Origin of the sequence: Pseudomonas iranensis, assembly GCF_014268585.2 — a bacterium.
Lineage (GTDB): Bacteria > Pseudomonadota > Gammaproteobacteria > Pseudomonadales > Pseudomonadaceae > Aquipseudomonas > Aquipseudomonas iranensis.
This window is the reverse complement of record NZ_CP077092.1, coordinates 3,620,245-3,641,205: the sequence shown is the minus strand read 5'-3', so window position 1 is coordinate 3,641,205 and position 20,961 is coordinate 3,620,245. Positions and strand designations below refer to the sequence as shown.

19 protein-coding genes are annotated in these 20,961 nt (G+C 60.1%); 1 reads left to right on the top strand and 18 read right to left on the bottom strand.

Annotated features, from left to right (window positions below; all coding sequences use genetic code 11):
* Positions 1-35: 35 nt before the first annotated feature.
* The 5 genes from phnE to HU724_RS16195 form a co-directional block, all read right to left on the bottom strand.
* Positions 36-803, bottom strand: coding sequence for a phosphonate ABC transporter, permease protein PhnE (gene phnE, locus HU724_RS16215; protein WP_186569713.1), 768 nt, complete (start codon positions 801-803; stop codon positions 36-38).
* Entirely contained in the window at positions 800-1,627 is an 828-nt protein-coding gene (locus HU724_RS16210) for a PhnE/PtxC family ABC transporter permease (RefSeq protein WP_186569714.1), read from the bottom strand. Before HU724_RS16210 ends, phnE begins: the two co-directional genes overlap by 4 nt.
* A complete protein-coding gene (locus tag HU724_RS16205; protein ID WP_186569715.1) occupies positions 1,621-2,418 on the bottom strand; it encodes a phosphonate ABC transporter ATP-binding protein in 798 nt (265 codons plus the stop codon). The genes HU724_RS16210 and HU724_RS16205 overlap by 7 nt, the downstream gene beginning before the upstream one ends.
* The gene (locus HU724_RS16200) at positions 2,415-3,278 is read right to left on the bottom strand and encodes a putative selenate ABC transporter substrate-binding protein (protein ID WP_186569716.1); all 864 of its coding nucleotides are present in this window, start codon (positions 3,276-3,278) and stop codon (positions 2,415-2,417) included. Before HU724_RS16200 ends, HU724_RS16205 begins: the two co-directional genes overlap by 4 nt.
* Positions 3,279-3,435: 157 nt before the next feature.
* Positions 3,436-3,834, bottom strand: a complete 399-nt coding sequence (locus HU724_RS16195) for a RidA family protein (protein WP_186569717.1) — start codon at positions 3,832-3,834, stop codon at positions 3,436-3,438.
* 114 nt (positions 3,835-3,948) lie between these two features.
* Between HU724_RS16195 and HU724_RS16190 the strand changes: the two genes are divergently transcribed.
* On the top strand, positions 3,949-4,842 hold the full coding sequence (locus HU724_RS16190; RefSeq protein ID WP_186569718.1) for a LysR family transcriptional regulator: 894 nt from the start codon (positions 3,949-3,951) through the stop codon (positions 4,840-4,842).
* Positions 4,843-4,934: 92 nt separating this feature from the next.
* Here the strand turns inward: HU724_RS16190 and HU724_RS27600 are convergent, their stop codons facing one another.
* From HU724_RS27600 to tssF, 13 genes are all read right to left on the bottom strand, one after another.
* Positions 4,935-5,819, bottom strand: coding sequence for a DUF6708 domain-containing protein (locus HU724_RS27600; RefSeq protein WP_225927624.1), 885 nt, complete (start codon positions 5,817-5,819; stop codon positions 4,935-4,937).
* Positions 5,820-5,844: 25 nt separating this feature from the next.
* On the bottom strand, positions 5,845-6,546 hold the full coding sequence (locus HU724_RS16180) for a DUF6708 domain-containing protein (protein ID WP_367617207.1): 702 nt from the start codon (positions 6,544-6,546) through the stop codon (positions 5,845-5,847).
* A gap of 101 nt (positions 6,547-6,647) precedes the next feature.
* On the bottom strand, positions 6,648-7,445 hold the full coding sequence (locus HU724_RS27825) for a DUF6708 domain-containing protein (protein WP_367617187.1): 798 nt from the start codon (positions 7,443-7,445) through the stop codon (positions 6,648-6,650).
* Positions 7,446-7,463: 18 nt separating this feature from the next.
* The gene (locus tag HU724_RS16170) at positions 7,464-10,730 is read right to left on the bottom strand and encodes a T6SS effector BTH_I2691 family protein (RefSeq protein ID WP_186569721.1); all 3,267 of its coding nucleotides are present in this window, start codon (positions 10,728-10,730) and stop codon (positions 7,464-7,466) included.
* On the bottom strand, positions 10,727-11,665 hold the full coding sequence (locus HU724_RS16165) for a hypothetical protein (protein ID WP_186569722.1): 939 nt from the start codon (positions 11,663-11,665) through the stop codon (positions 10,727-10,729). The genes HU724_RS16170 and HU724_RS16165 overlap by 4 nt, the downstream gene beginning before the upstream one ends.
* Positions 11,662-13,692, bottom strand: coding sequence for a type VI secretion system Vgr family protein (locus tag HU724_RS16160; RefSeq protein WP_186569723.1), 2,031 nt, complete (start codon positions 13,690-13,692; stop codon positions 11,662-11,664). Before HU724_RS16160 ends, HU724_RS16165 begins: the two co-directional genes overlap by 4 nt.
* A gap of 27 nt (positions 13,693-13,719) precedes the next feature.
* On the bottom strand, positions 13,720-13,977 hold the full coding sequence (locus HU724_RS16155) for a PAAR domain-containing protein (protein WP_186569724.1): 258 nt from the start codon (positions 13,975-13,977) through the stop codon (positions 13,720-13,722).
* A gap of 77 nt (positions 13,978-14,054) precedes the next feature.
* On the bottom strand, positions 14,055-14,576 hold the full coding sequence (locus HU724_RS16150; protein ID WP_186569725.1) for an Hcp family type VI secretion system effector: 522 nt from the start codon (positions 14,574-14,576) through the stop codon (positions 14,055-14,057).
* A gap of 102 nt (positions 14,577-14,678) precedes the next feature.
* Positions 14,679-15,485, bottom strand: coding sequence for a type IVB secretion system protein IcmH/DotU (gene icmH, locus HU724_RS16145; protein ID WP_186569726.1), 807 nt, complete (start codon positions 15,483-15,485; stop codon positions 14,679-14,681).
* The gene (gene tssK / locus HU724_RS16140) at positions 15,478-16,824 is read right to left on the bottom strand and encodes a type VI secretion system baseplate subunit TssK (RefSeq protein ID WP_186569727.1); all 1,347 of its coding nucleotides are present in this window, start codon (positions 16,822-16,824) and stop codon (positions 15,478-15,480) included. The genes icmH and tssK overlap by 8 nt, the downstream gene beginning before the upstream one ends.
* 37 nt (positions 16,825-16,861) lie before the next feature.
* Entirely contained in the window at positions 16,862-18,208 is a 1,347-nt protein-coding gene (tssJ, locus tag HU724_RS16135) for a type VI secretion system lipoprotein TssJ (RefSeq protein WP_186569728.1), read from the bottom strand.
* Positions 18,205-19,227, bottom strand: coding sequence for a type VI secretion system baseplate subunit TssG (tssG, locus tag HU724_RS16130; RefSeq protein ID WP_186569729.1), 1,023 nt, complete (start codon positions 19,225-19,227; stop codon positions 18,205-18,207). Before tssG ends, tssJ begins: the two co-directional genes overlap by 4 nt.
* Complete coding sequence (tssF, locus tag HU724_RS16125) at positions 19,191-20,957, bottom strand: type VI secretion system baseplate subunit TssF (RefSeq protein WP_186569730.1); 1,767 nt, start codon at positions 20,955-20,957, stop codon at positions 19,191-19,193. The genes tssG and tssF overlap by 37 nt, the downstream gene beginning before the upstream one ends.
* Positions 20,958-20,961: the final 4 nt, after the last annotated feature.

Genomic DNA, 20,961 nt, shown 5'->3' with positions numbered 1-20,961 from the left:
AAGCATAATCAGCTTTTGCCAGATATCCACTCGGCCTACGCTTTGACCCAACGCTGCCGGCTCCAGGCGCTCAACCAATCGACCAGAAACACCAGCAACAGCATCGCCAGAATCACCGTACTGGCCTGGGCTTCCTGGAACAGGCTGAGGCTGACATACAGCATCTGGCCCAGGCCGCCGGCGCCGACGAAACCGAGCACGCTGGCCATGCGGATGTTGTTTTCCCAGCGATACAGGCAGTAGGCGAGCAGTTGCGGGGCGAGGTTAGGCAGGGTGCCGTAGCAAAAAGCGAGGATCGGATTGCCGCCCTGCAAGCGAATCGCTTCGGCGGGTTGCGGCGGGGTGTTTTCCAGCGCTTCGGCGAACAGCCGACCGAGTACGCCGGTGGTGTGCAGAGCGAGGGCGAGGGTGCCGGCGTTCGGTCCGAGACCGGCGGCAAGCACCATCAGCGCCGCCCAGACCAGCTCTGGAATCGCCCGCAAGCCGTTGAGCAGCAGACGCGCCGCACTTTGCAGCGGCCAGCCGAAACGCCCGGCGGCGGGCAGCGCGAGAACGATGCCGAACAGTGCCGCAAGCAGGGTGCCGAGGGCCGACATGGCCAGGGTTTCCAGCGAACCGTGGGCAATGGCTTTCAGGTAGCCGGCGCTCAAGTCGGGACTTAGAAAGCGCTGCACGTAACTGCCCATCTGCTTGAGGCTGTTGGCGCTGCCGAGTTCGGCGAGATCCAGTTCCAGATAAGCAAAGGAAGTGAACACCGCAAATGCGATCACGACGATCAGCAGCAGATTGATCAGGCGTCTCATGTCAGCCTCCAGCGCAGCAGGCGGCTGAGTTGATCGGCGCACAGCACCAGCAGCAGGAACGTCAGCAACATGCTGGCGACTTCACCGCCGGCAAACATGCGGATCGACAGGTCGATCTGTTGCCCCAGCCCACCGGCACCGACAAAGCCCATCACCACCGAGGCACGGATCGCGCACTCCCAGCGATACACCGTGTACGAGAGCAATTCAGCGGCGACATTCGGCAACGTGCCGTAAGCAAACGCCGCCAACCGACCGCTGCCGCCCTGCAACAATGCGTGCGCCGGGCGCTGGTCGGTGGATTCGAAAATTTCTGCGTAGACCTTGCCGAGCATGCCGCTGTAGGTAATGGCGATGGCCAGCACGCCCGCCGCCGGGCCGAGGCCAACGGCGCGCACAAACAACAGCGCCCAGACGATCTCCGGCACGCTGCGCAGAAAAATCAGCAATCCGCGTACCGGCCAGCGCAGCAAGCGCCCGGGCAGGCTCGGCACGCCGCCCCGGGACGCCGCCGAGAGCGACAACGCGCGGCTGGCGATCAGGCTGGCCGGCACCGCCAACAGCAACGCCAAGGCCATGCCCGCCGTGGCAATCGCCAGGGTTTGCAGGGTGGCTTTGAGCAGCAGTTGCAGGAACGCCTGATCGTGCGCCGGTGGCCAGAATGCCGAAACGAAACGGCCCATTTCGTTCTGGCTATCGGCCTGAAACAGCACGCTCAGGTCCAGCTCGCTGAGCTGAATGCCCGGCCACAGCAAAGCCAGCGCCAGCAGCGTCAGCAACAATCGCGGCCACGCCGCCGGGTCCCGTGAATTGGCCTTCAGCATCGCGGAATCTGCACAATCAAAGGTGCGACCGCAGGCGCTGGCGATTGCAGTTGTTCATTGGCGTACAGCGCATCGAGCTTGTCGAGGCTGACTTGATCGGATGGGCAATCAAAAAGAATCTGCCCGTCGCGCAAGCCAATGATCCGTGGAAAGTGCGCCAGCGCCAGTTCCACCGCGTGCAGGCTCGCCACCAGCGTGACGTTGTGCTCGCGAGCATGGCGCGCCAGGATCGACAGCGTGTGGCCGGCGAGGACCGGGTCCATCGCTGAAACCGGCTCGTCGGCGAGCAATATTTCCGGCGCCTGATACAGCACCCGCGCAATGCCGACGCGCTGCAATTGCCCGCCGGACAATTGCTGGCAATGGGCGAACAGTTTGTCGCCCAAGTCCAGCCGCGCCAACGCCGCACGAGCGCCAGCCACATCCAGCGGATGCAGCAGGTTCAGCAGACTTTTGCCCAGACTCCACTGACCGAGCTTGCCGGCCAGCACCGCCGTAATGACCCGCTGACGCGGTGGAATCGGCGGCGCCTGATGCACCAGACCGATGCGCGCACGCAGGCGCTGGCGCTGGCGCGCCGACAAGTGCCAGGCGCGTTCGCCGAGCACTTCGATGTCGCCACTGCTGGGCTTGAGCGCGGTGGCCAGCAGATTGAGCAGGCTCGACTTGCCCGCGCCGGACGGGCCGATGATCGCCACCTGTTCGCCAGCGCCAATCTGCACGTCGATGTTGCGAAGGGCAGCGACGCCATTGGCGTGGCGCAGGCTGCCCTGGGTGAGGCGTAGGGTCATTTCAGCAGTTCGGCGGCGCGGGCGGCTTCCTCGATGCCCTTGTAGTTTTCAGGCTTGGTTTCGATGAAGCGACTGGCCGCCTGCAGATCAAGAATCTTCTTCTGCTCAGGATTGGCCGGGTCGAGGTCGAGGAAGGCTTTCTTGATTTTCGCCGCCAGCTTCGGATCAAGGGTGCCGCGCACGGTCCAGTTGTAATCGAAGTAGGTCGGGGTGGTGGCGAAGACTTTGACTTTGCTGGTGTCGACCTTGCCGGCGTCGACCAGTTTCTGCCAGACGCTGGCATTCAACACCCCGGCATCGACCTTGCCGGCCTGCACCCAGGCAACGGTGGCGTCGTGAGCGCCGGAGTAGGCGACGCGGCTGAAATAGCCTTCCGGCTTGATGCCGTCGTTTTTCAGCATGAAGTAACGCGGCATCAGGCTACCGGAGGTGGACGATACCGAACCGAAGGCGAAGGTCTTGCCCTTGAGGTCGGCGAGGCTTTTCACGTTCGGGTCGGCGGTGATGAATTTGCTGGTGAACTGCGCGTCCTGCTCGCGCTGCACCAGCGGGATCACTGGCGTGGTGGCGTCGGTCTTCAAACGTGCCTGCACAAAAGTGAAACCGCCGAGCCAGGCCATATCGAGGCGATCGGTGGCCAGCGCTTCAACCACCGCCGGGTAGTCGGCGACGGGGACAAATTGCACCTTCATGCCCAACCGCTGCTCAAGATAGGCACCCAGCGGTTCGAATTTGCGCAGCAGCTCGGTCGGGGCTTCGTCGGGAATCGCGCTGACGCGCAGGACATCAGCGGCTTGCGTCATCAGGGCAGAAAAGGACAGCGCCAGACCGGCGGTGAGGGCGAGGGTACGCTTGAACATAGAATTCTCCGTTTCGTAAGCGTCAACATTCGAAGGGCCACCGGTAGTCAACGGCGCGCCACGTCAGGGTAGACGAAACGGCGAGGTTATACGCATTCGCGAGGAGATTGGCCAGCCTCCGTGCCGGCGCGTTGTGTCTGTTTGTGTGCCGTTCCGGTCAAGCCGCTTCGGGCAGTCTGGCAATCACCTTGATTTCAAAATCGAAACCCGCCAGCCAGGTCACGCCGACAGCGGTGATGGTCGGAAACGGCGCTTCGCCCCAGAACTCCGGCACCACAGTCCAGATCGTTTCGAACGTCGAGTGCGGATCGACCATGAACACGGTGACATCCACCGCATCATCGAAGCTGCAACCGGCCGCAGCGAGGATCGCGTTGAGGTTGTTGAAGGCGGTGCGTACCTGGCCGGGCAAATCCGCCTCCGGTGAACCGTCCTCGCGACTGCCGACCTGGCCGGAGACAAACAGGAAACCGTTTGAGCGAATCGCCGGCGAGTAGCGGTGACGCTCATACAAGGCATGGCGGGCGGGTGGGAACACTACATCGCGCTTGGACATGGGGCTGACTCCATCAGGGGTTGATGGGAACGACTTTAGGTATTTGCAGTGCGCGGATAAACGCGCAAGCTTGGCGTTCACTGTTTGCAAATCCCAAACAATCGAGGGGCGCGGATGGACCGGTTCGATGCGATGCAGGCCTTTGCCCGGGTGGTCGAGGCGGGCAGTTTCACCAAAGCTGCCGAAACCTTGCACATGAGCAAGACCACGGTGACGCAACTGGTGCAGCAACTGGAGGCGCGGCTGCGGGTCAAGCTGCTCAACCGCACCACACGCAAGGTCAACGTCACCGCTGATGGCGCGGCGTATTACGAGCGGGTGATCAAGCTGTTGGCCGATATGGACGACGCCGAAACCAGCCTGCCCGGTGCCGCCGCACGGCCGCGCGGGCGTTTGCGCATCGACGTGCCGAGCCCGTTCGCGCGGCATATTCTGGTCCCAGCCTTGCCGGATTTTCACGCGCGCTACCCGGACATCCAGATCGACATGGGCGTCAGCGACCGCATCGTCGACATCATCGATGAGAACGTCGATTGCGTGGTGCGCGGCGGCGAGCTGCTCGATCAATCGTTGATGGCGCGCAAGCTTGCCGATCTGCCCTTGGGTGTTTTCGCCGCGCCGGCTTATCTGGCCCGAGAAGGGACGCCCGAGCACCCGTTGGAACTGCAAGACTCCCATCACCGCGTCGTCGCGTTCCTCTGGGCTCGCACTGGTAAACCTCTTCCGTACACGTTGCACAACGGCACCGAGCGCCTGCAGATCAAGGGCCAGCATGTGCTTGCAGTGGATGACGGCAATGCCTATCTGGCGGCAGGGCTGGCCGGCATGGGTGTGTTGTGGCTGCCGACGTATATGTCTGATGCGCATGTGGCGCGGGGCGAGTTGGTGCGGTTGTTTGAAGACTGGCAGCTTGAGTCGATGCCGCTTTATCTGGCGTACCCGCCGAACCGGCATGTCAGTTTGAAATTGCGGGTGTTCATTGATTGGGTGGTGGGGCTGATGGCGTAACAGAGTAGTGATGCAGCTATTGCGGGTGCGCGCCACAAGCCAACCGACCTCCGGCTTTTTCGAGTGATTGAGCATAAGAGACGTAAAGACGATTACGGAGCCGTCCTTGATTGCAGGTCAATGTCGGCGGGCCATTGCACTTTCGGGGCGAGGCGGCGGGCGAGGTTGAAGCGCACGTCTTCGTTGTTCCAGTCGCGCGGTGGTCTGGGGAAGGTGGGCAGGGCTTGTGGGCCTTGCTGCATGAACAGTTGGGCCATGGCCCAGTACATTTCGCCCTGTTGAATTTCATTGGCGAAATGAAAGCGATCTATTACCTGATGGGTGCCAGGTTTCACCACAGCAAGGGTGACGGTTTCGATGAGGCCGCCACTGCCCATGGGGCCGTAGATGCTACAGGCCTCGGCGCGCAGATCATCCCAGTCAAAAACGTCGACGCGCACACCCCAGGCGGTGCGGCTGAAGGGTCTCAGCCCGTCACGATGGAAGCGGTAGACATAGACTTTGCGTCGGGCGCGGTTGAAGCGGATGGGTTCGTCGCGAGGGGCTTCGGTGTCCATTCGCCAGAAGAACACGCCTGCCCAAACAGTGATGATAAGTGCGATGAGTCCGAACGAATTGAATACAAAAGAAGGTACAACTCCAGTCGCTATAAAAAGAATGATCCAAACGCTAGGAGGGATGAGAGCAAGCGCGAACATGAAGGGTGTTAGCCAAACACCAACTCCTCGAATTCTCATCGTGGCCCGCGCCATTTCGAGATACACGCCATCAACATGGTTGGGTGAATTTGACAGTACGGGCGGATACGGTTCTGTGGACGGCGATTCGTTTGGCCCCGGCAAGTCGTGTTTCCAGCCAGGCGCGGGTTTGTCGAGTAAAGGTGCTGTAAAAAGCATGATGGGCAGTTCCGGTTCTTTGTGAGTGCTGCTTGCAGCTTTGAGCTTGCGGGGGGCGCTGGCAGGTAGCCAAAGGGGCATGTGCCCTATCGCGGCGGGTCCGTATTCAGGGAGCGGTGCGTGATTCCAAGTCTATTTCCGCAGGCCACCGCACTTTGGGAGCGAGGCGGCGGGCGAGATTGAAGCGCACGTCTTCGTTGTTCCAGTCGCGCGGTGGTCTAGTGAAGGTGGGCAGGGCTTGCGGGCCCTGCTGCATGAACAGTTGGGCCATGGCCCAGTACATTTCGCCCTGCATTGTGCCGTGGGCGAAATGGAAGCGCTCAAGCACCTGACACGTTCCGGGTTTCACCACGGCGATGCTGACCGATTCGATCAGGCCGCCGGTGCCCATCGGGCCATATACGCTACTCACCTCGGCGCGTAGATCATCCCAGTCGTAAACCTCCGTACGTACGCCCCAGGCGGTTCGGCTGAAGGGGCGTAGCCCGTCGTGGTGGAAGCGATAGACGTAGACTTTGCGGCGCAGGCGGTTGAAGCGGATGGGTTCGTCGCGGGGGGCCTCTACGTCCATTCGCCAGACATGAATACCGAACCAAAACAGGACAATGGATAAACCGAGGCAGACTAGAATGAAGCCCCAATCAACAGATTCCCATGGTGCAGGAGGGAGGATTAGGGGAGTTGTAAGCAGGAGAAAGGACAAACCTAGAATAGCTATCCCCAACCAGGCGCCTAGCCCTCGTATTCTCAGTGCCGAGCGTGGTAGTTCAAGGTAAATGGCATCCGCATGATTAGGCGGACTTGGCATCACGGGTGGATATGGGAGGTTGCTAGGAGTTTGATCCGGCTTTGGCAGATCGCGTTTCCAGGCAGGCGCTGGTGGCTCGAGTAACGGTTCGGTGTACGACATTACGGAGCCGTCCTTGATTGCAGGTCAATGTCGGCGGGCCATTGCACTTTCGGGGCGAGGCGGCGGGCGAGGTTGAAGCGGACGTCTTCGTTGTTCCAGTCGCGCGGTGGTTTGGAAAAGATGGGCAGGGCTTGCGGGCCCTGCTGCATGAACAGTTGGGCCATGGCCCAGTACATTTCGCCCTGCATGGTGCCGTGGGCGAAATGGAAACGCTCGAGCACCTGACAGGTGCCGGGTTTCACCACGGCGATGCTCACCGACTCGATCAGGCCGCCAGTGCCCATGGGGCCATATACGCTGCTCACCTCTGCGCGCAGATCATCCCAGTCGTAGACCTCGGCACGCACGCCCCAGGCAGTTCGGCTGAAGGGGCGTAGCCCGTCGTGGTGGAAGCGATAGACATAGACTTTGCGGCGCAGGCGGTTGAAGCGAATGGGTTCGTCGCGGGGGGATTCTACGTCCATCCGCCAAGCGTACACACCACCCCATATTCCGATAATGAATAATACTAGGATGGTAAAAGTGACGAACAGTGAGGAAAAATCCCATGTTTCAAGTGGCAGGATGATCGGGAACGGAGCAACGGCCAGTGCGAAAAAAAATGCTGCAAGCCATGGTCCGGCACCTCGTGTTCGGACTGTAGAGCGCCGCAACTCAAGGTAAGTTTGGTCAACATGGTTAGGCGAATTTGACAGTACTGGTGGATAAGGCTCGATGCTCGGTGCCTCGTTTGGTTTTGGTAGATCGCGTTTCCAGCCAGGGGCCGGTGGGTCGAGCAAAGGTGCTGTGAAGAACATGAGTGAACTCCGGAAGGATTAAAGATTGGAGTAGGCAGTCAGGGTTAGCGCTGCATACCCATCGAGTACGGTGCGGTCGGGCCAGTAGGTGAGCGACAGAATGGCACCTTCGATTTTCTGGCCTCCCTTCCGAGGCTTGAGCACAAGGGCGCCCGAAATGTCCACAATTTCTAGGGCGCTCTTGTTGGGTAACGCGGCGCTGCGAGTGGTGACGATCGGCGTGCCACGCTCCACGTGATAGTCCATTTTTCGTGTGGTTGTGGCATCGTCGATGGCTGTTGAGGGCGTGGAGGATGCAATTAGGCTACCATTCGCGGCCACTTCGCCGGATTCCCCAGTGGTAGGGTCGTCCCCTTCGCGTAGAAGGCGCAGGGTCCATTGATAGTCCGAATGTTCCGGCTGAAAGCATGGCAATACCAAGCGATATTCCAGCCTCTCTTCCTGAGCTAGGGTGCCGGCTCCGCCTGTCGAACCGCCCCTGTGATAGCTCTGGCCGGCGATCAAACGCAAACGAAAGCGCACGTCGGCATCGACACCGAAGGTCGCGGCGTTCAGTTCGGCGATGGCAACCGGAGCATGTTCGGGCTGATTCCAGTGAATCTTTGGCGTTTCGTTGGCGTAACCAAAGAAACAGCGCCTGGCCCATTTTTCCAGTGGTGAGGACTCTTCACTTTTGGCCCATTGGAAAACGCTATATCCTGCTATGCCCAGCAGGATGGCGATGCCCATTGGGCCCATAAGAGCCGTCGCGCCATAGATAGCAGCACTAATGCCAAAAGCTGCGCCAGACCCGCTTAGAAATGCCGATGCGATGTATAGATTCTTTGCCGACTTGTCACCAGCCTTCATGGTACGACTAGCGGCCATTCCCGCCTGGGCGGCATCAAACAACCCGGTCACAGCCCCAATCACGGCTCCCGCTCTGGCAATGATCTGGCCAGCCCGATATGTAGCCTTGGCGGTAGCTGTCACCCGAGCAGGCAAGCCTGCCGCGTGCTGAATTCTCCCCGCGCCTGCTTCAAGTGCGATCCCTATCACTTCCATGCCGGCAGCCAGTACCCCCAGCGTCGCGCCATACAGAGCCAGTCTGGCTTCAGGAGCCTTGTCGCCCAGCGCTCGCTCGGCTTCTTCAAAGTTTTTCTTCATGGAGTCGTTGAGCAGATAAAACCCGCCCAACGCCAACAACAGCTGACCGCTGCCGGCAACTCCCCGTAGCCCGATGAACCCCGCACGCACCCAGTCGGCTGCTACCGTTGTTGACACCATGAGCCCGCGTAACGTCGCCCGGGCCTTCGGGTCCAGGCTGCCAACGCCCACCGCTGCTTCCTGCAGTAAATGCTGGGCGCTGGCTCCCGCGCCGCCAACGCCTTGCTCGGTATTGCGCATCAGGTCGCGTCGCAGATTGTCGGCTTCGCCCTCCACCCAAACCGTTAGGGTGATCAGTTGATTGGCCACTTTGGGATCCAGCACGGCCATGCTGAGAAGCCCTGTCCTGATCAGCGGGACGACTTTCCTTTGCACCTTTTGGAACTTGTGGTTCACCTTGTCCACGTTGGCTTTTGCGCTTTTTTCGCCCAAACGGATAGCTTCGGACGCCCGAGTTTGCGCCTTGCGCAAGTATTCGGACAGCAACGCGTAGTACTCGCTGAACTTCATTTGAATCTTGAGTTCGGTGAGGTGGACGCCGTTGTACAACAGCTGGCTTGCACTGTTGAGTCGAGAAACTACACGACTGACGCCGGGCCCGAGTCTCGGTTGGAGTCGCGCGCTGGCAGCGTTGAGTGCGCCGAGGAGTTGGGCCATGGCGGTCTGGATACGCGGCTGGACATAGCGGTTGAATTCATCGCTGGTCAGGGCCTTGGCCACTGCGGAGTAAAGCTTTTCACTGTCGTTCCAGTCGGCGTCGCCGGTCACGCTGAAACTGGGTAACAAGCCCGCCAGCAGCGATTCGTCCCGCCTCAATATCGCGCGATAGACCGGGCTCTGCGGATTTTTCAGCCACTCGAGCCAAAGCTTCGCTGTCGGGTCTTTATCCGTAAAAGGCGCTTTTTCATTGGCGCTGTTTTGGTTGACGAGCGGTGCTTCGCTGATGCCGCCGCGCAGGCACATCGTCATGGTCAGACTGTAGGCCACTCCTGACGTGAAATCAGCGCCATCATAGTCATGCTCCTCAATGTGCTTGAACGGCGCGCCATGGCAGAGCTCTGCGTATTGCCTGCCGCACCAATCGATGTAGTGTTGGTAGTTTGCCAACTCGCGCTGATAGTCTTCTTCAAACGAGGCGCGATCGGCTTCGCTGTAGCGCTTTTCCAGTGACGCATTGTATTTCCGGACTTTTTCTTCGATGGCGCGTCGACGCTCCACCTCCGGGTCGCCAAAGGTCGGGGCCGCATCGCCCGTCATGGGAGCAAATGAGGCGGTCTGCTGGTCGGCCCAGATCGGGTGCATTTGGCGAATCGCCAGTAGCAGATCTGACGTTTGGCGCTTGTAGGTCCTCATCGGGTCTTCAATGTATCGCTGACGCGCCTCAATCCAGCCGTTACGCAAGTAGTTGTACTGTTGAATCAGGCCCACCGTGTCGTCCAGCACCAGAGCGAGTACACCTTGCTGCAACCCTTGCTGGTCAATCGTTTGGCGCAAGTAATTCTTTAGTGCACCCAACCGTGTTACGCGGCTGTGAAACCCATGGACCTTATCCAGGTCTCCGACAGCCTGATGACGCTGGTATTCATGAACTTGCTGATCCACGCGAGGCTCCGTCGCTGTCATCAGCAACGCGTTCTCTACGCCGTCGGGGGCGTCCAGAGCAGTTCGCAGGTCGAGTTTTCGGAAGCGTCCCGAAGCAGCGCTGTTTTTATAAGCGTCGAGAACGCTGCGAGGCCACGGATCACTGGCAAAGGCCAGCCACGCATGGGTGTACTTACGGATATCGATGTTGAGAAAGGACGCTGGAGCGTCGTGGCCCGCCGAGGTACAGGCATCGCACAATGGAGTCTCATTGGCCTCGGGAGGTGCGTCGGGATTGAACTGACGTAGATAACCATCGGGGGTCACTTGATAGGCTTGCCAGGTCTGCTGATCAAGTAGTACGTACAAATAGCCCGCGCGTAATGTACGCAGGCCCATGCGCGAATTGGACATCGCACCGGTGTCTTCGCTAGCTCGCGGTACCAGAGCCTTTCGCAGCGGGAGGATTGGTAATCCTTGCCGGTTGCAGGCGTTGCATTGGTCCGAAGGAAGGCATGTTTCTACTACGGTAATCTCAAGCTGCGAACTCAGGGTCATTGATGTGCTCCTGCAAAGGTCAAATCCGACACGATCCTTTGCCAGGACTGGTCATTCAATTCGGCAAAAAGTTTTGCGAGTGAGGTGCCATTCTCGATTGCCCGCTCTATGACCAGGCCTATATCTGTGTGTGTATGGAGGCTCGAATGCAGCATCAGACGGTGTAATGCCAAGGCCACAATGTCGTGCTGGTTTTTCAGCCCCAAATGGCGAGCGTCACGTATCTGTTTATATGCCTGAGCAGCGGCTTGAGGAGGGAGCAAGGTAGGGCCTTGCCAGCGAGCAGGAGCGTAAGCAAGCGGAAGGCTGACAGCGCGACGCCAAGCGCCGAGCAGTGAGGACACCAGTGCGGCATCCTGTTGTACTGAGCTGTTGAATGCCGAGAATTCAACGCTCGTGTCCGGCTGGCCAATCAAGCAACTGCTGGCGCCACTGCTTGTGGGGATTAGCCACTGATGGATCGGCCACCAGCTTCCTGTCTCCCCAACTTTCAACGTTGCGACCAGCAATTCCAGGCGTAACGGCTCATACACCGGAAAGAATTTTGTGCCCACCGAGATCGGCAAATAACCGAGTTTTATGAGGTGACTGCTGACCGTCGTGGCTTTTGCGGCACTACTGAGCCATCCACATACATAGCGTCTTGAGCGACGTTCATCTTGTTTGGCACGCAGTGCCGACAACGACAATAAGTACGCTGAGGGTTCGGCACCAGCCGCGGCTAGAGTCACCAGCACCGGGCATGCTTGCGGTGTATGGGCCAAATCTGGGCGGCGCAGTCTAGTCACTGCATCGCTGCCTAATGATTGGCACAGAGCGTCGATATGCAATGGGTCGTCTTCGGCGCAGTCCGCCAATGGGTCAAGCAACAGATACAACGACGCATTGGCGGCGTGCTGCTCCTTTGCGAAGGCTTGGATAATAGTTGGAGTCATTTTGTTTTCTCCACGCAGGTGTGTCCCGCCTCGGGCTCCAGTTGCAGAGAAAAAGGTTGCCCCTCGCCCGACGCCGTTGCCGATACTGGCCCTTGGATTGTGATGGCTAAGCCGTTGAGGTGAATGCCTTGAGCATCGAGAGTGATACTTCCCCCTGGGCTTTTGAAGACGACTTTCTCACTGGCCTGCAAGCTATAAACGGTCGTAGCGCACTCAAAGCCCTGACCTGCCTGAATGCTATGCAACCCCTTGATGGTGTGCTCGCTATCACCGCCAACTTCGATATAGCGGTTGGCGCTTGTGGACTCGTATCGGTCATTGCCCACGGCATCCCACCGATCGCGTCCAATGAAAACCTTATGGTCACGGCCGACGTCCAGATTGCGATTCTGGCCTATGGCGTGAATTTGATCATTGCCGATCAAAACATGCTCATCGTTCCCAATCTCTTCTTTACGATCATTGCCAACGAACACCCTCTTGTCATTTTTGACATGAACGTTCTTGTCCCTCTCCGCATGAATAAACACCTCCTGCTGCCCCAACTCATCCTCAAACCGTAGCTCATTGAAACCCGCCCCTTTGTGCGTGCGGCTTTTGATGGTCATGCGGGTTTTGTGTTTGGGCAGTTCATACGGCGGCAGGTTGGTCTCGCGGTAGGCTCGGCCGGTAGCAATCGGCTGGTCCGGGTCGCCGTCCAGGTAGCTGATGATCAGTTCCTGCCCGACTCGTGGGACCGCCATCGCGCCCCAGGTCGCGCCTGCCCAGCCTTGAGCCACACGAATCCAGCACGAACTCTGATCGTTGTTTTTGTCCGAACGGTCCCACGGGAACTGCACTTTGACCCGGCCCCATTCATCGCAATAGATCTCTTCCCCCGGCGGGCCGACGACTGTGGCGATCTGCGGGCCATCGATGCAGGGTTTGGGACGCAGCGGCGCCTTCCAGTCGGAGGTCCAGCGGATCGCGCTGGCGTGCATTTCATAAGACGTGCCTCGGTCGCTGCCGAACGATTCCTCTTCGAGGCTGCTGTGCTGTTTGCCTTGATGCTGAACGGCGATGGTGCGCCAGCGGTCGTTGAAATCCTCACGGGGATGATCGTTGAGGTCGAACGCCAACCCCGGTTGCAGGCGTTCATCGTCACCTTCCAGATGGGCCAGCTTGGCGTCGTTGCGCAGGGCGGTCAGGCGTGTCTTGGTAAAGGGTTTGCCGGCGATGTCGCGCTTGTAGCGGCCGGGATAGTCGTAGCGTTCGTAATCCTTGTGCTGGTTGTTCAGGTCCTGGTCGCCAGTGGCGGTGTGCTGTTGGTTGTAGCGCGGGTGGGTGAAGGTGTAGTCGCGCTGCACTTGGCATGCGGTGCGTACCTGTTCGGTGTAGTGGAAGCGGGTCAGTGCCGGTTCCGTAGCATCGCCGCCGCCCATGGCCTGGTAGATCACCGGGCAGTCGGTGTGCGTGCCGATGGTGCCCAGCCCGCCGACTCGGTCGGTGAGAACCAGGGTGTGGCCGTCGACGCGGTGTTCGAAGGTGTAGAGCAGGCCTTCTTCGGCAGCGAGGCGGGCGATGAAATCGAGGTCGGTTTCGCCGGCCTGTACGCAGTATTCGCGGGGTTGGTGGTCGAAGCAGATCTCGCTGCGGATGTCGGTCAGCTTCTGCTCGGCCAACACGCTGGTGATGATGTCGGGCACGGTCTGGGCCTGGAAGATGCGCCAGTTGGAGCGCAGATCGAAACGTCTCAGGGTCGGCTCGATCACGGCGCTGTAGCGGGTGCGGCGAAAGCCGGTGTCGCCCTGCGTGAACAGGCTGACCAGACCGTGGACGTAGCGCACCGCGGTTTCGCCGCGCCAGATGGTGAACAGCCCCGCCAGGTCAAGCACGCGATTGAAGTCGACGGCGGCGTTGTGGCTGGCCAGTTCCAGAGAGAGTTTGAATGGCTGGGACAGGCTTTCTTCGAGGGTGAACGAGACCACGTCAAAGGGATCGCCTTGCAGGGGCTCGAAGGTGAAACGCAGGTCGCTTTGGCGGGGCATGGGGCCTCCCTGTCGCAGGTGAAAATATCAGTCGATGAGCCAATCGGGCTCACCGTTCTCCAGTGCGCCGTCGTGGTCGGTGGTGTCGCCGACGCGGGCTACCGGTTGCCCGTCCACGATCATTGAGGGCGAACCGCTGTTGATCACGGCGCCACAGCCGAGGCTGTCGCCAACACGAGCGACGGCGCGACCGTTGACGATCAAGTTGCTCGAACCGCTGTCCACGACGGTGGGACCACACAATGGGCAATCATGGTCGTGTCCGACCAGTACGACGGCAGGCATTGCGCCTCCTTAACAGATTTCAAGTCAGTGGAGGTTCCGCCGCTACACGAACCGCAGCGGCGGAGTCGGGTACGCGCTTAGCCCGCTGCTGCCGGCTTGCGCCAGTCATCCGAAGCTTCGGTACCGGCCACCACATGACTCCAGCTGACCTTCCGATACGCCAGGCTGGTCTTGATCAATTGGGTGTAGTTGGAGTTGTCGCTGTCTTGGGCGTGGGGCAGCACGGTGTGGATATCAACGACGGTGGCCTCTTCCAGCTTGGTGGTGAAAAAGTGCTCCTGCTTGCCATCGAGGTTGGTGCGAAACCACTTCACCTCAACAGTCGGCAGCATTTCGCCGGTGGCCAGGGCCTGGTAAAGCAGTGGTGAGGCTTTGTTCAGCGCACTGGTGAAGGTCAGCGGTTTATGCACGCGCTGTCCGGTGGGTTGGCCGCTTTGCGGGTCAGTTGGGGCACCGATCTGATGGTCGATTTCCTGAGCAAGGATTTCATCTTCGTGGCCTTCCACATAAACGTTGCCCACCGAGTCAGCGGTGAAGGCGCCCTTGGTGATGTGGCCCTGGGTTTTGCCGTGGATGCTGATGTACGCGGGTGTTGGCATGACATGCTCCTTGTCGCGATGATTTAACGACTCTGAGGTCGTGGTTTTTGGCCCAAGAGGCCATGGCTTCGCAGCGCTCGGGATGAGCACGCTGGAAATCGGTTACAGGTTGAGAATCCGTTCCAGCGACACCAGCACTTCCTCAGTGATGGCATTCAGGCGGATCGTGTAGATCGTGTAGGCGACCGTCAGCACGACCGCTGCCAGAGCCCAAGGCGTCCACAACGGCCACGCCCGCTTGATCCTGTAGTTGCGTGGCGCGACGTTTTTCAGCGGATCGGTCAGGCGTTTGGGCGTCTCGCCGCGCAGGGGGCGCAGCAGGCCGTGCAGCTGGCTGATGATCTTCTGTATTTCGTCATCGCCCCTGGCGTGGGCGCCGTATTTGCCCTTCAGACCGGCGATCAGGCACAGGTACATGAACTCCAGCACGTGCTGATAGCGAGCGGCTTCGGGGATCATGTTGTTCATCACGGTAAAGAATTTTTCGCCGCCCCAGGTTTCTTCATGAAACTGGCTGAGCAATGAGCGTGCGCTCCAGCTGGACGACTTGCCCCACGAGGTGCGCATGACCACCTCGTCCACCAGCAGGCACAGGCTGTAGGAATAGGCCTTGAGCATGCCGGCGTCGTAGTCAAGTTGACGGACTTCTTCCATGATCGTGGTGATCTGGTTGCTGACGCTCAGGTACAACTCAGGTACGTCGTCGTGCTGATCCAGACGGCGCAGGCGGATGACCAGGCCTATCAGCGGCATGGCGGCATCGCACAACGGGTTCCAGGCCAGGCCGCGCAGGTCGAACTCCGGGTCAGGCAAACACGTCTGACGCCTGACAGTAATGGTTTCGCTGTCGCTGTGGATGGCGCCGGATATTTCCTCATCGAACCGTGAATCGGCTGCGGACTTATTCATCTCGCTCACTCCTGATCGCCCAGAACTGCAACTCCAGATCCGGGAACTCACCGGCAATATGGAAGCCGAACCCGCTGCCGCTACTCAGGCTTTGCCAGGCGGGGTGATGGCGGTCGAGTTCGAAGTAGCTGAAGCCGGCATGGAACGGCAGATGGCGCGGCGCCACCGGCAGCGGCCGCAGGGGAATGCCCGGCAGTTGCAGGCTGACCAGTTGCTCCAGGCCTTCGGTGGAGCTGATCTTGATCTGCCGCGGCAGTTGCTGACGCAGGGTCTCCGCAGGCAGTTCGGCGCGCACGGCGAGGATGAACTCGGCGTTGTCGAGGAGGCGTTTGTCGTTCAACGCGGCGCTGCGCACGCCGTACTGCTGCTCAATGATTGGCAATGACAGCGCTCGTGGTTGCAGCACCGTGCCCAAGGCGCGACGCAAGGTGTGCTCGAGTAGCTGGAACGACTCGCGCAGGTTTTCGTGCTGATAGGCCGGATATTCCTGCGGCAGGTGGCCCTCGTCGGTAAAGGTCACCAGTTCGCCGCAGGCTTGAGCCAAGGCGACGTACAACTGCTCGGGGTGAACCTGACGTTGGCGGGCCAGGTGCTGGAACAGCGGGTACAACCGATTGAGGGTTTGCAGCAGGTTAAAGTCGCTGACATCAGCCACACCCGATTGTCCCGGTGAACCTATCCGCTGAGCCAGATTCCTCGCTCGCTCGCGCATCAGCCCGGCCACCTCACCAAGGTAGCGGTGCAACGCCGGCACCGCTTGCAGGGACAGGCTGGTGGGGTAGAAGTGCTCATCCATTACCAGGCTGCCGTCCGGGCGTTTGTCTTTGATCCTGCCCAGGGCGATGCCGGTGAAGGCGCTGCGGTCGCTGCGTTCGAGCATCAGTTGCAAATTGGGCACGGCCAGATCCATGCCGACCTGATCGCCGTCATCGCTGTGGGTGTCGCGGATTTCTTCGCGGCGGACGATGTAGCGGCTGTTGCCGTACTGGTCGGGCCAGCGCACTTCGAGGGCACCGATGGAACGTAGCGGCAGGGCCAAGTAGACGATCTGGCCGATCGCGTTGCTGTCAGCGATCTCCAGTGGGGAGGGCGGGGCGAGGTCGTGGGGAATATCGAAGACGCTACCATCGGGCATGATGCCTCGCGCCTGGGTAACGGCGACTTTGCCAAAGTTCAGGTATTCGCTGTTCAGGGTCAGTTCGCTGAAGCCATAAAGTGCATCGTTGAGGCTGTGCAGGCGCTGATGCACGGCGGCTTCGGCGGCGCGGACCTGTTGCTGGAAGTGCTGGGGTTTAACGAACAAACCCTCATGCCAAATGACGGGGTTACGTGAACTCATCGGTAATTACTCTGGGCAAAAGCGGCTGGAAAGAGCGTCATCGGGTTTCTCCCTTGAGGCTGACCTGCTCGGCGTCCAGCTGTACCAGCACCGCGTATTGCCGACCTTTGGGCTCGACGCGCAGTCGCTGCTTCCACTGTCCGACATCAGTGCTGTGGTAGTTGGCGATCACTGCGATAAAACGGGTGTCTTCATCCAGTGCGCGCAGGTCGATGAACTTGAATTGGCCGGGCTGGAGCAGGTAGTCGTCGGCACGGATGTAGCTGCTGCCCAAGGTCTTTTTCAGGTCGTCGGCCAAGGCTTGAGGGCTGGCGTTGACCAGCAGGGAATCGTCGGTGAGTTGCAACACCTTGAAGGCAATCGGTGTGGCGACAAGCGCCAGCGCCGGTTTGCCCCATGGAGTCGTCAGGCTCACACCCTGAGCGTCGTAGTCACCCAGCAGCGCGTCTTCGATGGGCGACATCGGCACGACGGGTGTGGGCTCCTCGCTCAATGGCGATTGGGCCGGCACGCTTTCGTAAAGATGATCGAGCAAGGTTTGTACTTTGTCCGTCAGGGCTTGCGGGCTGACGGCTTGCACGTTGAGCGTGTACGGCGAAAGGCTCGCGTCCTCATCCAGTGCCGTGCCGGTGCTGATTAGCCGTGGATTGACATTGTCGCTGGCGTACAGGCTCAGGGAGTAACGGCTGGGCTGGTCGTTGGGGCCGCCGACCGGGATGGAGGGCGTCCAGATCACTTGCCCGATCTTGCCGAACATGGTGCAGCCGCCAAGTGCCAGACAGGCCAGCAACAAGGTGCCCAGGCGCAGTTTGCTGAACCGGCTGATGCTGCGCCTGGTTGCAGCCGCGTACATGTCAGGTAGCGGTCCGGCAAGCGGTGCCTGCCGCATTGCTCGCAGCGGATCGCCTTGCTCGGCCAGATCCACGGGCTGGCAAAGGCGCTCGAAATCCGGGCAAGTGGCGGGTCGCCTGTCAGCCGCTAGCGTGTTCGGAAGGTCTTGTTGCCACATGTGCATGTCCTCAGGGTGGCCACCGAGCAATTCGTCGAGAGCACGCTGTCCTTGGGCGTACTCGCCCAACTGCACCACGACCTGATACGCACCAATCTGCAACCGATCACCGTCGTTGAGGCTTATTGCAATATGCCGCTCAAGCGGCAGATCGTGACCGTTTACGCAGGTTGTACCGCTGCGATCGATCACGCAGAACCGGCCTTCGATGACGCGGATGTCACAGTGGTAGGGCCGCACGCCATTGATGCGATCTTCAAGACGCCAGTCCGGCGCCGCACTACCGATGCTCCCACCCTGCGGGCCAAATTGATGACCGGGCAAATAACCGTGGAGCAACTGCGCAGGATTGCTGATAACCAGGCTCAGTTTCATGCGCGCCCCCGAATCCTTACCACGGCGGGGTAACGGTGTTGCTGGCGCTCGATAAAACTGGTCCAGCCCAAGTGGGTGCCGCTGGCGCGTTGCAGGTTGAACGGCGGTACGTCTTCTTCGCGCAACCCTAGTTCCAGGTCGTAGGCGGTGGCATCGCGCAGCAGAAAATCCATCAACTGGCGCAAGCGTGCGAACTGATCGCCGCTGGGCAGGAACTGACGAAAGCGCGCTTGAGTCAGGTTGGGAATCACTAACGTGAATTTGCTGGCGCGAGTCTTGCTGCGGTCGCCAACCACGAAATCGCTGCCCAGAATACCGTTGGCCTTGCCGAGTATCAGACGCTGGCGTTGCGGCAGACTCACCGAGCGTGCCTCGAACTCACGGATATGAACGCCGTGCAGGTCGAAGCAATGCGCGACGATGCCGGACACCACCGAGGGCGAGCGGCTGCGGCTGGCGATCAAGCCGGCAAAGCTCAGCAATCGGCCCCACGGTAGCGGCGTTGCACCACGAAGGTCGTTGTCATTCAGGCCGACCATGGAAAATACGTAACGCGAAAAGCGGTCGCTGCCCTTGGCCTGGAAGCGAATGTAATAGCGGTGCTTGCGCCAACTGGTATGCAGCAGGGTCAGCAGCCGATGGTTGAAGAAGTCCATGAACGCGGGACGAATGCCGCGATCCTGGTGTTGTTCATAGGCCAGGCGATCCAGGTAATAACCGGGCAGCGGCGAGTCGCTGCCGTGCAGGCCAAAGAAGCTCGTCTGCAAGCGATAGCGCACCTCGTCACTGCCACTCTCCACGCGCGCAGCCGATATCACGTCGGACGCCGGAAAACCCAGCCCCGCATGGCTTTGCAGGCGCACGCGGCGTCTCGCCGCCGAACTCAAGGGTCGCGCTTCCAGGTCATCACCATGCAAGGCGTGCAAATGCTCGAGCAGACGGTGAAACGAGTAGTTCCGCGCGTCGGCCAGCAGCACATCGGCTAGATCACGGGTTGTCTGCCGGTCAACAGTGGCCATTCGTAGCGCTCGTTGTTAGTGGTATTGATCACTTCCAGGCGATGGAAGGAATTGATGCTCGCGTACAGGGCGAAGAAGTGCGAAAGCACGCTGCCGAACAGGTACAGCTCGCCCTCGCAAAGGAAGGCGTCCTGGTTCAGTTGCAGACGGGTCTGCACGCCGCGCACGGGCAGGCCTTTCATCAGCCAGTCGACGGGGCTGGTCACGGCATTCTCGATGCCGTTCAGGCGCTTGCGTGTGGCGCGGGCCTGTTGCAGGTCGTGCAGGGCGGCAAAGTCATAGGCGCGGATCACTGCCTTGAGCGGCTCGGCCGACAGCAATGACAGGTAATTCAGCGACAGGTTGGAAATCAGCGTCCAGTGCAGGCTGGCATCCAGCACCGGCCGGTAGGAACGGGTCGGCGCGGTGAGATTGGTGTAGGTGGCAAACGAAGGCGTGGATTCGTTGGACAGCGACACGTCACCCACTCCCAGGGCCAATGGCAAGTCGCGGTTGGTGCAGGTCAGCTCGATGGACGCCGCTTCATGCTCGCCGATGTACAGGCTTTCATCACCACGCACGAAGGCGATTCGATGGCGCAAACCTGCACGACCGTGGGATTGTTCGATATGCGTACGGAAGTACAGCGCGGTGCGGCCCCATGCATGTTCGATCTCATGCTGGAACGACTCGAACGGAGTAAAACGTCGCAACGGTTCACCCCTTCGCTCTTTGTCGGCGGCGTCCCAACCGGCTACCTGGTCGACACTGAAAACCTCAACGGCATCGGGGCGGTTGCCACTGGGTGTAATGCGCCGTTCCTGGCTGCGTCCGTCCAGCGTGATGGGCTCGGCATCATGGCGGAACAGATTGACCGCCGGTGCACAGAACAGGTGGAGGTCTGAAGTGCGCAAGTGCGTATCGACGGGCATTGGCCGGGAGAACTGAAACTCGAAGCGGATCTGGTCGGTGCTGATGGCGGGCCAGACCTTCGCCAGGTGGGTCAGGCTGAAAAACTGGAAGCGCTGCGGGAACACAAAGTATTCCTGCAGGATGCGGTAGCCATCGAACACGTTGCGCGGGTAGGGCAGCAATGCTTCTTCGGCGGTGAAGCCGGGGAAGCCCAACTCGGTGGGGTTCAGGCGGTAAGACGTGTTGTTGACGTACAGCGTGACGCTTTCAAGGTAATGAGCCAGCCACAGGTACAGGTTCAGTGCGGTGGCATTGTCTGCGCCGAGGTAAAAATCCAGTTGATCGCACTTAAGGCTGTCGAGCGGCTGCTGGGTCAGCACGTTGAGGTCGATTCGAAGCGTCGAGGCTTCGCGGCTGTGAGCATCGCTGACTTGCGCCAGAACCAACGGGTACAAGCTGACGTCGGTGCAAGTGCGAAACTCGCACGAGATGCCGTCCACGGGCTTGGCAAACAGCCGCGTGCCCTTGGGAATCACCTGGCGCTGGCTGATCACATCCGGCAACGGTGTAAAACGGATGATGGTCGCACTGGGCAAGGGCCGCAGGTAGTTGGGCCAGAGCATCTGCAGCAGCGGATGGGTCAGCTCCGGCAAATCGTCATCGATCTTCATGCCCAACTTGGCGGTGAGGAAGGCAAAGCCTTCCAGCAGCCGCTCCACGTCCGGGTCGCCGGCCTCGTCGCCCAGAAACTGCGCCAACTGTGGATTGTCCTCGGCAAACTCGCGACCGAGTTCGCGCAGGTAGCGCAGCTCCTCGGCAAAGCGTTGTTTCAAGTCCATTGCA